Origin of the sequence: Marinospirillum sp., from assembly GCF_035271045.1 — a bacterium.
Taxonomy (GTDB): domain Bacteria; phylum Pseudomonadota; class Gammaproteobacteria; order Pseudomonadales; family Halomonadaceae; genus Marinospirillum.
Genome location: NZ_DATESC010000030.1, coordinates 95,658 through 111,364, shown reverse-complemented (window position 1 = coordinate 111,364; position 15,707 = coordinate 95,658). Strand labels below are relative to the sequence as shown.

The 15,707-nt window shown below is 44.4% G+C and carries 14 protein-coding genes; all 14 read right to left on the bottom strand.

Translation table 11 applies throughout. The features are described from left to right. Window positions 1–77 precede the first annotated feature (77 nt). The gene (locus VJY63_RS11145) at window positions 78–986 is read right to left on the bottom strand and encodes a DUF368 domain-containing protein (RefSeq protein ID WP_324050877.1); all 909 of its coding nucleotides are present in this window, start codon (window positions 984–986) and stop codon (window positions 78–80) included. After that, entirely contained in the window at window positions 986–1,657 is a 672-nt protein-coding gene (locus VJY63_RS11140) for a protein-L-isoaspartate(D-aspartate) O-methyltransferase (RefSeq protein ID WP_324050875.1), read from the bottom strand. The genes VJY63_RS11145 and VJY63_RS11140 overlap by 1 nt, the downstream gene beginning before the upstream one ends. Next, window positions 1,636–2,391: a 5'/3'-nucleotidase SurE gene (gene surE / locus VJY63_RS11135; RefSeq protein ID WP_324050873.1), complete on the bottom strand. Its 756-nt coding sequence runs from the start codon at window positions 2,389–2,391 to the stop codon at window positions 1,636–1,638. Before surE ends, VJY63_RS11140 begins: the two co-directional genes overlap by 22 nt. Window positions 2,392–2,419: 28 nt before the next feature. After that, the gene (gene truD, locus VJY63_RS11130) at window positions 2,420–3,502 is read right to left on the bottom strand and encodes a tRNA pseudouridine(13) synthase TruD (protein ID WP_324050871.1); all 1,083 of its coding nucleotides are present in this window, start codon (window positions 3,500–3,502) and stop codon (window positions 2,420–2,422) included. Next, entirely contained in the window at window positions 3,490–3,975 is a 486-nt protein-coding gene (gene ispF / locus VJY63_RS11125; protein WP_324050869.1) for a 2-C-methyl-D-erythritol 2,4-cyclodiphosphate synthase, read from the bottom strand. The genes truD and ispF overlap by 13 nt, the downstream gene beginning before the upstream one ends. 3 nt (window positions 3,976–3,978) lie before the next feature. Then, window positions 3,979–4,743: a 2-C-methyl-D-erythritol 4-phosphate cytidylyltransferase gene (ispD, locus tag VJY63_RS11120; protein WP_324050868.1), complete on the bottom strand. Its 765-nt coding sequence runs from the start codon at window positions 4,741–4,743 to the stop codon at window positions 3,979–3,981. Then, window positions 4,740–5,063 carry a cell division protein FtsB gene (ftsB, locus tag VJY63_RS11115; RefSeq protein WP_324050866.1) on the bottom strand — a complete coding sequence of 108 codons (324 nt, stop codon included), beginning with the start codon at window positions 5,061–5,063 and terminating at the stop codon, window positions 4,740–4,742. Before ftsB ends, ispD begins: the two co-directional genes overlap by 4 nt. A 177-nt stretch (window positions 5,064–5,240) precedes the next feature. Beyond that, complete coding sequence (locus tag VJY63_RS11110) at window positions 5,241–5,642, bottom strand: hypothetical protein (protein ID WP_324050864.1); 402 nt, start codon at window positions 5,640–5,642, stop codon at window positions 5,241–5,243. A 60-nt stretch (window positions 5,643–5,702) separates the two neighbouring features. After that, window positions 5,703–6,995: a phosphopyruvate hydratase gene (eno, locus tag VJY63_RS11105; protein ID WP_324050863.1), complete on the bottom strand. Its 1,293-nt coding sequence runs from the start codon at window positions 6,993–6,995 to the stop codon at window positions 5,703–5,705. 54 nt (window positions 6,996–7,049) lie between these two features. Continuing rightward, entirely contained in the window at window positions 7,050–7,916 is an 867-nt protein-coding gene (gene kdsA, locus VJY63_RS11100) for a 3-deoxy-8-phosphooctulonate synthase (protein WP_324050861.1), read from the bottom strand. Next, window positions 7,913–9,562, bottom strand: a complete 1,650-nt coding sequence (locus VJY63_RS11095) for a CTP synthase (RefSeq protein ID WP_324050860.1) — start codon at window positions 9,560–9,562, stop codon at window positions 7,913–7,915. Before VJY63_RS11095 ends, kdsA begins: the two co-directional genes overlap by 4 nt. Window positions 9,563–9,688: 126 nt before the next feature. Then, window positions 9,689–10,966: a tRNA lysidine(34) synthetase TilS gene (gene tilS, locus VJY63_RS11090; RefSeq protein ID WP_324050858.1), complete on the bottom strand. Its 1,278-nt coding sequence runs from the start codon at window positions 10,964–10,966 to the stop codon at window positions 9,689–9,691. 9 nt (window positions 10,967–10,975) lie between these two features. Beyond that, a complete protein-coding gene (gene accA / locus VJY63_RS11085) occupies window positions 10,976–11,938 on the bottom strand; it encodes an acetyl-CoA carboxylase carboxyl transferase subunit alpha (protein WP_324050856.1) in 963 nt (320 codons plus the stop codon). A gap of 162 nt (window positions 11,939–12,100) precedes the next feature. After that, complete coding sequence (gene dnaE / locus VJY63_RS11080; protein ID WP_324051032.1) at window positions 12,101–15,667, bottom strand: DNA polymerase III subunit alpha; 3,567 nt, start codon at window positions 15,665–15,667, stop codon at window positions 12,101–12,103. Between the last annotated feature and the right edge of the window lie 40 nt (window positions 15,668–15,707).

Sequence of the window (15,707 nt, the reverse complement as noted above, 5' to 3'; positions counted from 1 at the left end):
CTTTACTCCCTTAAAAAGATGACTGGGTAAAACACTATAAAAGCAAGCAAATTATATGCCGTATAATTTAGCCTTAGTTATTTTTTATGTGAAGCCAGAGACAACACCATTAATAGCCCAACAAGCATTAATATAATGACTGTTAGCGAATAAGAGGCTTGCCCTGTTATGTCTGAAAAGTGCCAAGGTGGTAACACTTGTGTATCTAAAGGAAGCATTTTGCCTTGGTTACTAATTTTATAGCGGGTTAAAAACTGCCAAGGCCAAATGTGCTTGAGTGAGCCAATAACAAAACCAAATAAAACCGCAAAAGTTGCCGCTCTAAAATGGTCAAATAACCAACCCAATAAGTGTGAAAAAGCCAATAAACCAGAGCCAGCACCCACAGCAAAAGCAGCTATAAAAGTTAGATTAAATACTTTAACGGCTTCAATTAAAGGGCCATAAAGCCCCAGCGTTAAAAGTAAAAAGCTACCCGAAATACCGGGCAGTATCATCGCGCAAATGGCGATCATGCCAGCAAAAAAGAAAGTAATCGGCGTAATGCTGCCAATACTTGGCAATACTTGGCTAATAAAAGTAGCCATAAAAGCACCTAACAAGATTAAAAGTAATTGGTTGAGTGTCCATCCTCCCATTTCACGAGAAATAATGACGGCTGAACCAACCACTAACCCAAAAAACAAACCGTTAAGGTGCAGCGGATAGCTAGCTAATAACCAGCTTATAAAGTGTGATAGTAGTAAAACACTGGACAAAATACCGGCTAAAAGTGTGACAAGAAAAATAGCATCAACTGCTTTAAGCACGCCAGTAAAACCTTGCTCTTTCCAAACTTTCCACAGTGTTAAATTAAAGCTGCGTAGGCTATTAATTAAGCGTTCGTAAATGCCGGTAATAAAGGCAATGGTGCCACCAGAAATGCCCGGTACAATATCCGCAGCACCCATTAACATACCGCGTAGATAAATTTGCCACAGTTTCATTAGTTAGCTCCAGACAGCAGCGGCACAAAGCGTACTGGCTGAATATCAGTTTGCATCAGTTTGCCATCCTGTTTATCAAAAATGCTTAACATTTGCTGTTCATCACCTACAGGAATAATTAAACGTCCACCTTCGGCTAGCTGGTCAAATAAGCTGGCAGGTATTTCTTTAGGTGCAGCGGTGACTAAAATGGCATTAAAAGGTGCTGCGCTAGCTAGACCAAAACTACCATCAGTATGGTACAGATGCACATTGTTTAGGTTTAACGTTTTAATGCGCTGGCGGGCTTTTTCTAGTAAAGAATCTAAACGCTCTACACTCCAAACGTTAGCCACCAAACAGCTTAAAACAGCACATTGATAGCCAGAACCTGTGCCTATTTCCAATACTTTTTTAGGGCTTTTTTCTAGCAGTAACTCGGTCATTCGCGCCACAATATAGGGCTGGCTTAGCGTTTGACCTAAACCTATTGGCAAAGCCGTATCTTCATAAGCGTGGTGCGATAGGGCTTCGTCGACAAATAAATGCCGTGGTAGATTACGCAAAACGTCTAATACTGCTTTATTTTTTATTCCTTGCTCCACAAGGCGCTCAATCATACGATTACGCGTGCGCTGGGAAGTAAAGCCAATGCCTCTGAATTGGGGGTTTAGCTGCAAGCGTTCAACCATTTTTCCACCTGATCAAGGCTTTCATGCCGAGTCATATCAAACTGTAAAGGTGTAATGGATACATACCCTTTGCTGATGGCGTGAAAGTCAGTGCCTTCACCTGCTTTTGCGGCATTACCGACACCGCCTATCCAATAACGTGCTTGACCACGAGGATCAATGGTTTTGATGGGGTCAACGCCTTTATGTCTATGCCCTAGCGTGGTTATTTTATAACCTTTTAATGCAAATAAAGGTACATCGGGTACATTGACGTTTAATAAACTGCGTGGCGGGAGTTGTAGCTGGTTAGTTCCTTCAATAAAGCTTTTGACCAGTTTACGCACAACCTCTGCTGCGGTAGCAAAGTGAGTATTGCCAGCCAACGATACTGCAATGGCAGGTAAACCCAAAAAACGCCCTTCAGTAGCCGCAGCAACGGTGCCGGAATAAAGCACATCGTCACCCAAGTTAGCACCGTGGTTAATGCCCGAAATAACTAGGTCGGGTAGATCACCAAACACGCCACCGACTGCTAAATGTACGCAGTCCGTTGGTGTGCCATCAACCGACCAAAAGCCGTTATTAAGCTGTTGTGGATAAAGTGGGCGGTCTAATGACAGTGAGTTACTGGCACCGCTGCGGTTACGCTCTGGCGCAACTACTAATAAATCACCTAAATCTTCTAAAGCGGCTGCAAGTGTTGCCAAACCATCGGCATGAACACCGTCGTCATTGGATAAAAGTAGTTTCATTCAGCTCTCTCTTTAATTCAAAACACGCCTAAGCAAGTTGAGCATCACTGGCATCCATGAGCTCACGCAGCAAGCTGGTCGCAAAACAACCGCTGGGCAAAGCAAAACTTAGGGTTAACCAAGGAGCTTGCCAATTAAATTCAGCGGCTTGAGGTAACATTCTTAATGGGCGGTATTCGACTTTTAAGCCTTGGTTTTCTAATGCCTGCCAATAGGGTAAATAAGCTTCACGAAACGTTTCTTCGGCTTGCAAAGCAACCCCAGCACTTTCTAAACGCCCTTTACCGGCCAAAGGTCCTGCTAGGTTTATATCGCCTTTTTCTAAACGGCTGCTAAGGTTGGCTGCGGTTGGGTCAGCAAAATAGCTACGCGTACCTTGCAAGTTAAAGCAACTGCCAGCTAAAGGCGTTAGCCAGTGTTGTTGTGTAATGGTTTTTGCTAACCAAACATTAAATAATGCACTGCGTAATGATGAAAGGTACATACCTTTTTCTTGGCGCTTGGGTGGTTTTTGTGGCGTGTCAGCCATTAACCAATCCATCGCTTTTTGAATATTTTGTCCGCCGCGCCCAAAACGCTGTGGCCCAAAATAGTTGGGCACGCCTTGTTGAATAATTTGCTGCCAGCGCTCTTTTAACCAGTTACCTGTGTTTTCATCGGCATTATCAACACGCAAGCGTAAAGTGAAACGGTTGCTGCGGTGCGTACCTCGCTTTAATTTACGCGGATGACGTGCCATTTTTAATACTTGCCAGTTGGCGGAATTAAGTGCTTCTACTGCTGGGTCTGCTTTACCGGGTAGGTGCAAAGAAAACCACTGACGGGTAATGGCATGGCGATCTTTTAAACCTGAATAAGCCACCGCAGCAGGGTGAATACCGGCACTTCTAGCCAGTTCTTGGGCAACAAACACCGTGTTGCTGCCGTTTTTTTCTATCCATAAGTAAAGGTGTTCGCCTTGCCCTTCGGGTTCAAAGCCTAGTATTTCTTCTACTTGGAAATCGTCTGGTTGTAAACGGTAAACGCCCTGCCAAGGTGAGGCAGGCAAAACTGTCGGCAGTTGAGTTTGTAGTATTGTTAATGGATCTTGTAACGCGACTACTGGCTGCATGAGGTGGTTTCCAATAATACGATGGCTAGGGCACTAATGCCTTCTTTTCTGCCAACAAAACCTAATTTTTCTGTGGTAGTGGCTTTGATGTTTATTCTATCCACAGGGGCATTCAAATCAGCCGCTAGCTTTTCTAACATGGCGGGTAAATGCGGTAGCATTTTGGGTGCTTGGGCAATAATGGTCATATCCGCATTGGCTAGCTGGTAGCCACGCTGTGTTACGGTTTGCATCACTTTGCGTAATAAAATGCGGCTATCTACACCAGCAAAAGCTGGATCGGTATCAGGGAAGTGATAGCCAATATCGCCTAAACCACACGCACCTAACAGCGCATCGCAAATGGCATGAATCAGTACATCACCATCAGAATGGGCTTCTAAACCTTGGTGGTAAGGAATTTGTACGCCACCTAAAGTGATAAATTCGCCAGGGCCAAACTTGTGAACATCAAAGCCTTGTCCGATACGCATGATTTAATTGTTTTCCAAAGTAGTGGGTTGGTGAGTGGATTGATGGCTTAATAATTGCGCTGCAAAAGGCAGGTCTTCTGGGTTGGTGATTTTTATATTATCCCTGCGTCCTGCAATTAACAGTGGCTGAAAACCTGCGGCTTCTAATGCGGATGATTCATCAGTTAAATTTAAACCTGCTGCCAAACCTTTAGATAAAGCTGAAGACAACTTGTTAAAACGAAACATTTGCGGCGTTAACGCGTGCCAAAGCTGATGGCGATCTACCGTTGCGCTGACTTGATTAGTATCACTGCCACGTTTCATGGTGTCGGCAACGGGTGCTGCTAATAAACCGCCTACTGGATGGTTTTCTAACACGGCGTAAAGATGGTGTAAGTCTTGCTGTGTAACGCAAGGTCGTGCCACATCATGTACCAATACCCAATCATCGGGCTGGGCAAAAGCGGCTAGGGCATCAAGCCCATTGAGAACGGAGTCAGCACGTTCTTTGCCGCCTAAGCAGGTAAGCAATTTTGCATTTGGATAACGTTTTAACCATCGCTGCTCTGCTGCTGGCCACCAAAGGTCTTCAGGGTGCAGCGGTAATACCAAGATGGCGTGAGGAAAAGCTAAATGCAAACGGCTTAGCGTAATTTCAATCAGGGTTTGGTTGGCTAAAGGTAAATATTGTTTAGGTAAATCGGCTCCCATGCGTTGACCGATACCTGCTGCGGGTAGTAGACACCAAAGTGTTGCGTTATTTGTTGGATGGGCGGTAGGGTTCATGGCATTGGCTCCATTGCCTGTTCGGGTATTTTAACGCGCTGTGGTGGATCACCAATTAACCAAAAAAAAGTTTCATCCTTGCCTATCATGCCCAAATCAAAGCGGGCGCGTTCTGCAACGGCATCTAAACCACTTTTTAAATCTTGTACTTGCGCGTTAAGCCGCGTGTTGCGTTTTTTTAGTTGTTGATTATTTTCTTCTAGGCTGGAAACAAGTTGTTTAGTTTGCCAATATTCTAGCAAGCCATTTTCGCCCCACCACAGCCGGTATTGGGTCAGTAGCAGCAGTAGTAGCACTAGCGTAGATAGTAATCGAGGCATGGTTATCAGCAACGCAGAGTAAAGAGTGAAGAGTAAAAAGGTGATTATACAAAATACAGTAACGGCTTATCAGTTTTACTTTTAGCTATAAAAAACCCTGAAGTTTGGATGGCCAACTTTCAGGGTTGATTTTTACACAGAAGGGCGTTTGGCTAGGCTGAGTTTTAATCGTAAGCTTTAGCGCCCCACCATAATAATGTACAGCGTATCACCTTCTAACCACTCATCATGGACAACGGCATTAACAACACTGCCTTTAACACTTTGTTCAGAGGTTGCTGCCATATTAGTGCTGCTGCCCATGCTGGTGTGTTGCTGGTTAATCACCATAATGCTGCTGACGGTAACACCCATTTGCCGTGCAATTTCATCTAATGCACGACTGGTAGCTAGCTCACGCTGTGCTGCTTTGCCATTAAAGTGAAACCCAGCTTGCCCCAGCCCTACAATGTCACCCACGGCTCTTGGGTTATCCATCCAAGCGGGTCTTTGTGGCTTTTTAGGTTGCGGTTGTGCGATACAGCCAAGCAAGGTTGTTGTTAGTAAAGCAATTAACAGCATTTTAAAAAGATGTTTCATTATTCTTTCCTTGTCCCTTCCTTAGTTTAGGCAAGCTGTATGCCAACTAATGTATTTAGTTTACTGACCTTTAATGGCTTTTAAGCCTGCGTAAGGTGCTTGGCTACCTAACATTTCTTCTATGACTAATAAGCGGTTGTACTTAGCAACGCGGTCGGAACGGCACAGTGAGCCGGTTTTAATCTGACCTGCTGCGGTACCTACGGCTAAATCAGCAATGGTTGCATCTTCGGTTTCGCCAGAACGGTGTGAAATAACCACTGAATAACCCGCATCTTTTGCCATTTGAATGGCTTCTAGGGTTTCCGTTAGCGTACCAATTTGGTTAAATTTAATAAGGATGGCGTTAGCGATATTTTTGCTAATGCCTTCTTGTAAAATTTTAGTGTTGGTGACAAATAAATCATCGCCCACTAGCTGAACTTTAGCACCCAGTTTTTCGGTTTGAATTTTCCAGCCAGCCCAATCGGATTCATCTTGACCATCTTCAATAGAAACAATCGGGTAGGTTTGGCAAAGGTCTGCTAAATAATCACTAAATTCTTCAGCAGTAAAAACTTTACCTTCGCCAGCTAGGTTGTATTGACCATCTTTGTAGAATTCAGAAGCCGCACAGTCTAAGGCGAGAGTAATGTCTTTGCCAAGCTCGTAGCCAGCATCGGCAACGGCAATTTTAATAACTGCTAGGGCTTCAGCATTAGAGGCTAGGTTAGGTGCAAAACCGCCTTCATCGCCTACTGAGGTGCTAAGGTTTTTATCTTGTAAAACTTTTTTAAGGGCATGAAAAATTTCTGCACCGGCGCGCAAAGCTTCAGCAAAGTTAGGTGCTGAAACCGGCTGTACCATAAATTCTTGAATATCAACGTTGTTATCGGCGTGCTCGCCACCATTGATAATGTTCATCATGGGCACTGGCATAGAGTAAACGCCGGCCGTACCATTAATGTTGGCAATGTGTTCAAACAGCTCAATACCTTGGGCATTCGCGGCTGCTTTGGCGGCTGCTAAAGAAACCGCCAAAATTGCGTTAGCACCTAGCTTGGCTTTGTTTTCTGTGCCGTCTAAATCTAGCATAATTTTATCAATAACGGCTTGTTGGCTAGCATCTTGACCTAGCAGCGCATCACGAATAGCACCGTTAATATTGGCGACGGCTTTTAACACGCCTTTACCTAAGTAACGCGACTTATCGCCATCACGCAATTCTAATGCTTCACGCGAACCCGTGGAAGCACCGGAAGGCGCACAAGCGCTGCCTTTGAAATTGCCTTCAACCAGCAGGTCAACCATAACCGTTGGGTTGCCGCGTGAGTCCAGCACTTCACGCCCTTTGATATCGATAATTTTAGCCATGAAAAGAAGTCTCCAATTGAGTCAGTTAGGATAGTTGGTTATTAATTAAGGGGGTTAATCTATGTGCAGTGCTGGCAAGGATTTTATTAAGTCATCCACGGCTTTCATCTGCTGTAAAAAAGGTTCTAATTTGTTTAGCGGTAAGGCTGAAGGGCCATCACATTTCGCTTGGTCAGGATTAGGATGCGCTTCTAAAAATAGTCCAGCAATGCCTTGGCTTAAACCAGCACGCCCTAGTTCTGCAACCTGTTGACGACGACCGCCTGAAGCAGCACCCGTAGCAGCACGCATTTGTAATGCATGAGTCACATCAAAAATAATGGGTGCATTATTAGCAGCTTGTTTCATTACCCCAAAACCTAGCATATCCACCACTAGATTATCGTAACCAAAACAAGCGCCACGTTCACAGAGCATCACTTGGTTATTGCCGTTTTCAGCAAATTTCTCAACCAAATTACTTACTTGGCTAGGCGACATAAATTGCGGCTTTTTCACGTTAACAGGCTTGCCAGTTTTAGCCATAGCAGTGACTAAATCGGTTTGACGTGCTAAAAAAGCAGGCAGCTGCAAAATATCTAACACTTCGGCGGCTGGCGCTGCCTGTTCCCATTCGTGAATATCACTAATCACGGGCACATTAAACGTAGTTTTAATTTCTTGTAAAAGCTTTAAGCCTTCATCTAATCCAGGGCCACGAAAGGAATGAATGGATGAGCGATTGGCTTTATCAAAGCTGGCTTTAAACACGTAAGGAATACCCAGTTTTTGGGTCACTTTAACGTAGTGTTCAGCCACTTCTAACGCCATGTCACGCGATTCCAGTACATTCATACCACCCAATAAAACAAAAGGGCGGTGGTTGGCTAATGTAATATCTGCAACCTGTATTGTGCTTAAATTTAAACTGCTTGAACTCATACAGCAGCGCCAGTGCTTTTACGTTCAGCTTTATGGGCTAATGCAGCGTTTACAAACTGAGTGAACAGCGGATGACCATCACGCGGTGTTGACGTAAATTCTGGGTGAAACTGGCAAGCCACAAACCAAGGGTGATCGGGTAACTCAATCATTTCAACAAGGGCTTTGTCTTCGCTGCGACCTGAGATAATGAGGCCAGCTTTTTCTAGCTCACCAATAAACTGATTATTCACTTCGTAACGGTGGCGGTGACGCTCAATGATTTTTTCTGCACCGTAGCTAGCAAAGGCTTTAGTGTTGGGTTCTAGGTGGCAAATTTGACCGCCTAAACGCATCGTGCCACCTAAATCAGAGTTGGTGTCACGGGTTTCAATTTTACCATCAGCCGTGAGCCATTCAGTAATTAATCCAACCACTGGATGCTGAGTATCAAGGGTGAATTCGGTAGAATTGGCATCACTCCAACCAGCAACATTACGTGCAAATTCAATGACGGCTACTTGCATTCCTAAACAAATGCCCAAGTAAGGGATTTTATTTTCACGCGCAAATTGAGCCGTCAAAATTTTACCTTCAACGCCACGCTCACCAAAGCCGCCAGGCACTAAAATGGCATCTTTATCGGCTAGGCGACCTGTGCCTTTGCGTTCAACTTCTTCTGAATCAACAAAATCCACTTCAACCTTAGTGCGAGTTTTAATACCAGCGTGTTGAATGGCTTCAATTAATGATTTGTAAGCATCCAGCAACTCCATGTATTTACCAACCATGGCAATTTTAATGGTTTTTTGTGGATTAAGTTTGGCATCAACCACTTGTACCCATTCGCTTAAATCGGCTTCTGGGCAAGTAAGGCCAAATTTTTGCACGACAATTTCATCCAGCCCTTGTTCATGCAACATACCCGGAATGCGGTAAATCGTGTCGGCATCGGGTAAAGAAATAACCGCATTTTCATCGACGTTGGTAAATAGCGCAATTTTGCGGCGCTCGTTTGCTTCAATGGTTACTTCTGAACGGCAAATAAGAATATCGGGTTGAATACCAATCGAGCGGAGTTCTTTAACCGAGTGTTGCGTTGGTTTAGTTTTAGTTTCACCGGCGGTTTTTAAATAAGGTACTAGGGTTAGGTGCATAAACAAAGCGTGCTGTGAACCCACTTTAACCCTTAGCTGACGAATGGCTTCTAAAAAAGGTAAGGATTCAATATCGCCTACGGTGCCGCCCACTTCAATCAGCGCTATGTCATAACCTTTAGCGCCTTCAATAATACGGGTTTGAATCTCGTCAGTAATGTGCGGTACTACTTGTACTGTGCCACCAAAATAATCACCACGGCGTTCTTTGCGTAAAACATTTTCGTAAACGCGCCCCGTCGTGAAATTATTTTTCTTAGTCATGCGCGAACGAATAAAACGTTCGTAGTGACCAAGGTCTAAGTCAGTTTCTGCGCCGTCTTCAGTAACAAATACTTCACCGTGCTGAAAAGGGCTCATGGTGCCTGGGTCTACGTTAATGTAGGGGTCCAGTTTCATGATAGTGACTTTTAGGCCACGGGCTTCAAGAATTGCTGCCAAAGATGCAGAAGCTATGCCTTTTCCTAAAGATGAAACAACACCACCAGTTACGAATATGTAACGCGTCATGAAAACCGTCCGAAAATAGATCAGGTTCTAACCTTGTTAAGGCTAGAACAAAAAAACAGGGAGGAAGAGCTTTAGATGGGAAGCTAGTCTACCAGAAGGGCTAAAAAATCCAAAGCAAGAATCGACTCAATTAATGATTTGCCAGCCTTCTGCGACCAGAAATTTATCCACCGCAATTAGCTGTTGCTGCTGCCAAATAAAAACCAATTGGTTACGCTGCCAAGGGGGTAATTGTAATTCTTGCAGCAATCGCTTTACATCACGCTGTCCACGCTGAGCAAGGCGTAGTACCTCACCCCCTTGGCGGCTTTGTAATGTAAAAGCTTGGGTTTTATTAGCGGCTAGCAAATGGGTTAGCTGAAAATTAATGCTGCCAACGGGTGTGCTAATAGGGCTTATTCCATCCCAAGTGGTTTGCCAAGTTTTAGGCAGGGGTTGGAAATAATGACTGGGCGCAATAAAAAGCTGTTGCTGAAAACGCCGTGCTTCTACCTGTTGTTCACCTTTGTCCCAACTGACCAACGGTTGAGAATCAGTCGATGCATGATATAGCTTGGTTAATTCGTGCCAAATTTTATGATTGGGTAGGGTTAAACACCTAATGCTTAGCCAATAACGCAGCAGGTTAACTTGGCGATACGCTGCCAGTTTTAAAAAACTTTCTAAGTTAAGGCTGTGTTCGGTGCGTTGACAGGTGGCTAAATCTATTTGAGCAAGGTCTTGGTTAAGCTGTTGGCTGGTTGCTGCTAGCTGAGTAACACGGGCTAAATTTTGGTTGGTGTTAGGGAAGCGCTCTTGTAGCAGCGGTAGCACTTTTAAGCGTAAATAATTGCGGTCAAAATTGACTTCAAAATTACTGTTATCTTCTACCCATTCTAATTGGGCTGCTTGGGCAAAGGCTAAAAGTTCAGACTTAGCTGTTTTCAATAGAGGGCGTAAAATCAGCCCTTTTCCTAACGGCCGTTGCAGCGGAATACTGGCTAGCCCAAGCGTGCCAGCACCTCGTAACAGTCGCAGCAGTAGTGTTTCTACTTGGTCATTTTGGTGATGGCCTTGCAAAAGCACCTCGTTGGTTTGCAGCTCTTGTTCAAAAACAGCATACCTAGCACGCCGCGCACGGTCTTCTAAACTAGCATTGGATAAACTTTGTGGATCGACTTTATAAATGCTAATCGGGACTTTGGCCGTTTCACACACTTGCTGTGCAAAAGCCGCCCAATCATCAGCAAATGGTGACAACTGGTGGTGAACATGAATAGCGCGTAATACTAAGTTTGGCTGCTGCTGCTGCTGTTGCGCTTGCCGCGCTAGTTCAAACAATACACGTGAATCTAGCCCACCACTGAACGCCACGCAAATTTTTGTGGTGTTAGTTGGTAGCGCTAGCAGCAGTTTTTTAAGCAATGGCGTTCTTTAAGCGATGTCATTTAAAGAAGAATAGCTCATTAGGCGCTGGTAACGTCTTTCGACCAGTTCTTCTGAGTTATTTACATCAAGTTTGTCTAATGCTTGAATCAGTGCAGCTTTTAAGCTAACAACCATTGCTTCTGGGTTGCGGTGTGCGCCACCCAGTGGTTCTGGAATAAGGGTATCTACTAGGCCCAGCTCTTTTAGGCGTGGTGCAGTTAGCCCCATCGCCTGTGCTGCATCAGCCGCTTTGCTGGCGCTTTTCCACAAAATAGACGCACAACCTTCAGGCGAAATAACCGAGTAGGTTGAGTATTGCAGCATCATTAATTCGTCACAAACACCGATGGCTAGCGCTCCGCCAGAACCACCTTCACCAATGACGGTAGAAATAATCGGTGTTTTTAGGCGTGACATAACTGCCAAGTTAAAGGCAATCGCTTCAGACTGACCACGCTCTTCGGCATCAATACCTGGGTAAGCACCAGGTGTGTCAATAAACGTTAAAATGGGCATTTTAAAGCGTTCGGCCATTTCCATTAAGCGCAGCGCTTTGCGATAACCTTCGGGACGTGGCATACCAAAATTACGTTTTACTTTTTGTTTAACGTCACGGCCTTTTTGATGACCAATCACCATCACAGGACGACCCTCTAAGCGTGCCATACCACCCACAATAGCGGCATCATCACTAAAATGGCGGTCGCCATGCAACTCATCAAAATCATCAAACATTAAGTTTAGGTAATCTAAGGTATAAGGACGCATCGGGTGACGTGATAATTGGGAAACTTGCCAAGCCGTTAAATTAGAAAAAACTTGCTCGGTCAGCTTGTGGCTTTTTTCTTGCAGGCGGGTAATTTCATCGCTGATATTAAGGTCTGAATCGTTACCAATTAGACGTAATTCTTCAATTTTTACTTCAAGGTCAGCAATGGGTTGTTCAAAATCTAAATAATTCAAGTTCATAGTTTTTTTCTGCCTGAAAGAGATTTATTAAGTAGCGCTTGTGCAAGGTAAAAATTGTGCCGCAACTTTAAATAATTTGCGGCAACTATAGACGAAACAACGGACAGACTCAAAATTTATGCGATAGTTTGTTATGTAATAGTTTGTTACACAATAGCTTGGCTAAGTCTGTCGGTTTTGTCCTTCATTTTGATAAACCAGACGAAAATTGTCTTTACCAAGCAATTGGCTGAGTATTTCTAGTAGTTGATCGTTAGGTGTTACTCGCCAATCAGTGCTAGGAAAAAGGGTGGCTTTTCCTAAGTGGCTAGTATGAATAAGGTGTAACGCTAAACCCTGATCTTTTGATGCGTATTTTGCTAAGCATTGGCTGAGTTGATTGACTTGATTGGCATCAAAGCTTTGTTCATCAAAATGTACCTCTAATGCGTGAGCAAACTTACTACGCGCTTCAGTGATCGGAGTGATTTCTTTGCAGCGCATGGCAAGCCCACCAGTAAAGTTATCTTCGCGGACTTCGCCTTCTAAAATCAGCAGTGCATCTTTAGTGAGTTGTGATTTACAGCGTTCGTACTCTTCACCAAAAATTGAAACTTCAATGCGCCCCGAGCGATCATCTAAAGTCATAAAAGCCAAGGTTTCGCCACGCTTATTTTTCATGGTACGAAATGCCATCACTAGACCCGCTATGCGTTGCGGTTCGCGTGAAGGCTGTAGGTTAGCAATTTTTTTGCTAACAAAGCGCTTTAATTCGGCTTCATATTCATCAATAGGATGACCGGTTAAATACAAGCCAAGTGTTTCTTTTTCACCGGCTAGGCGTTGTTTGTCCGTCCATTGTGGTGTGCTTAAATAAGGCGCGTAGGGGTCGCTGTTTGTGTCTTGTTCAACACTTAAACCACCAAATAAATCGTTCATGCCTAAGCTTATATTGCGGTTGGCTTGATCCGCGGCTTTAAGTGCATCTTCTAAGGCTGCTAGAAGTAGGTTGCGACTGGGCGCTAATTTATCGAAAGCGCCGCTGCGAATTAATGCATCAATGCTACGTTTGTTAAGACGCTTCATGTCGACACGGTTACAAAAATCAAAAAGGTCGCTAAAAATACCCCCTTGGTTTCTTGCTTCAGTTAAAGCTTCAACAGGACTTTCGCCCACGCCTTTGATTGCGCCCAAACCATAGATAATCTCACCTGCTGCGTTTACGGTAAAATACCAGCTGCCCAAGTTAACATCGGGCGGCATAATGGTCAGTTTCATGGCACGGCTTTCTTCAACCAGCATCACCACCTTGTCGGTGTTGTTCATTTCAGTCGACATAACTGCTGCCATAAAAGATGCGGGATAATGCGTTTTAAGCCAAGCAGTTTGGTAAGAAACTAGACCATAAGCAGCAGAGTGAGACTTGTTAAAACCATAACCTGCAAACTTTTCTACTAGGTCAAAAATCTGCCCTGCTTTAGTGGCATCAATGCCATTTTTTTCACTGCCTTCCAAAAAAAGTTGGCGCATTTTCGCCATTTCTTCTGGCTTTTTCTTACCCATCGCCCGCCGTAGCATATCGGCACCACCCAAAGTAAAGCCTGCCATCACCTGTGCGATTTGCATGACTTGTTCTTGGTATAAAATAATGCCGTAGGTGGGTGCTAATACCGGTTCTAATGCTGCGTGCTGATAATCGGGGTGGGGGTAAGAAATGGGCGATTCGCCATGTTTACGCTGAATAAAATCATCAACCATGCCTGATTGCAACGGGCCGGGTCGAAACAGTGCAACCAGTGCGATCATGTCTTCTAAGCTATCGGGTTTAAGTTTTTTAATGAGCTCTTTCATACCCCGCGATTCAAGCTGGAAAACGGCGGTGGTTTCGGCTCTTTTTAATAGATCAAAGGTTGTTTTATCGTTAAGTGAAATGCCGGTAATTTCTAAGGCATCTTCACCCATTAAATGGCGCTTTTCGTTAATGTCTTTTAAGGCACGATCAATGATAGTTAAAGTACGCAAGCCTAAAAAGTCAAACTTAACCAATCCGGCTTCTTCAATGTCGTCTTTATCAAACTGCACCACCCAGCCGTTGCCTTCTTCATCGGCCATAACGGGGGCAAAGTCGGTCAGTTTACTGGGCGCGATTACCACACCACCCGCGTGCTTGCCTGTGTTACGCGCAATGCCTTCTAATTCGCGTGCCATTGCCCAAACTTCATAACCTTCTTGGTCAAGGTTTTCTAACATTTGTTCGGTGAGTTCGCTAGTCAAGCTGGCTTGGTAGGCGGTTTCAAGTAGTTTAAGCTCTTCAACTTCATCCGCAGCTTTAGTTAAAGTCATGCCAACTTCAAAAGGAATGGCTTTAGACAGCCGGTCGCCAATTGCATAGGGCTTGCCTTGGGCGCGGGCTACGTCGCGTAACACGCCTTTAGCAGCCATCGTTCCAAAGGTAACAATTTGCGAAACGGCTTCACGCCCATAAGTTTTTGTGACGTATTTAATGACCTTTTCACGGCCTTCCATGCAAAAGTCGATGTCAAAGTCGGGCATAGAAACCCGTTCAGGATTAAGAAAACGCTCAAACAGCAGGCTGTAATGAATGGGATCTAGGTCGGTAATATTCAGTGAATAGGCGACCAAAGAGCCCGCACCCGAACCACGACCAGGGCCTACGGGAACTTCATTTTTGAGCGCCCAACCAATAAAGTCAGCAACAATTAAAAAGTAGCTAGGAAAACCCATTTGAATAATGGTATTAAGTTCAAAATCCAGTCGATCACGGTATTCTTGCTGTATTTCTGCAAAGTTTTCTGGGCGTGGCTGGTGAATTTTTTCAAAGCGTTGTGTAAGACCATCGTGAGACTTTTTGCGAAAATGTTCATCTTCAGTCATACCTTCAGCAATCGGCAGCTTAGGTAAAAAATATTCGCCTAAACGTACTTCAACGTTGCAACGCTTGGCAATTTCTACGCTATTAGCCAGTGCTGCAGGCAAGTCGCTGAACAGCGCCTGCATTTCTTGTGGACTTTTTAAATATTGCTCTTCGGAATAATTATTCTCACGGCGTGGATCATCAAGGCTACGGCCTTCGCCAATAGCAACACGCGTTTCATGTGCCCAATAATCTTTACGTTGCATAAAACGCACATCATTGGTGGCAACTAAAGGGCAGTTTAGCTGTTGAGCAAGGGTTACACTGGCATGAAGGCATTCTTCATCACCTAAACGTGCGGTGCGTTGTATTTCTAAATAAAAAGTATCAGGGAAAATACGCATCCACTGCTGGGTTAGTGCGGTGGCTTCTTCGAGGTGTCCTGCTAATAGTAGTTGACCGATAGGCCCTTCTTTTGCACCCGACAACACAATTAAACCTTCGGGTTGCGCTGCTAGCCACTCAAACTTTAAATAGGGTTTACCTAAGTGCTGACCTTCTAACCAAGCGCGTGACAAAATTTCGGTTAAGTTTAAATAACCCGTATTGTTCATTGCTAGCAAAGTAATGCGTGCTGGGGGTGATTTTTTGTCCAGCGGCGCTAACCAAATATCACTACCAATAATGGGTTTAATGCCTGCGCTTTGTACGGTTTTATAAAACTTAACCAGTGCAAAAAGGTTGCTTTCGTCGGTGAGTGATAATGCTGGATAACCCAGCTCAGCGGCTTTTTTAGCTAAGGGTTTAAGGCGTATCAGACCATCATGGAGCGAGAATTCTGTGTGTAGGCGTAAGTGAATAAAAGGTGTCAATATAAGATTCCAGCAGGTGATGTGGCAAAACACCATTCTAACT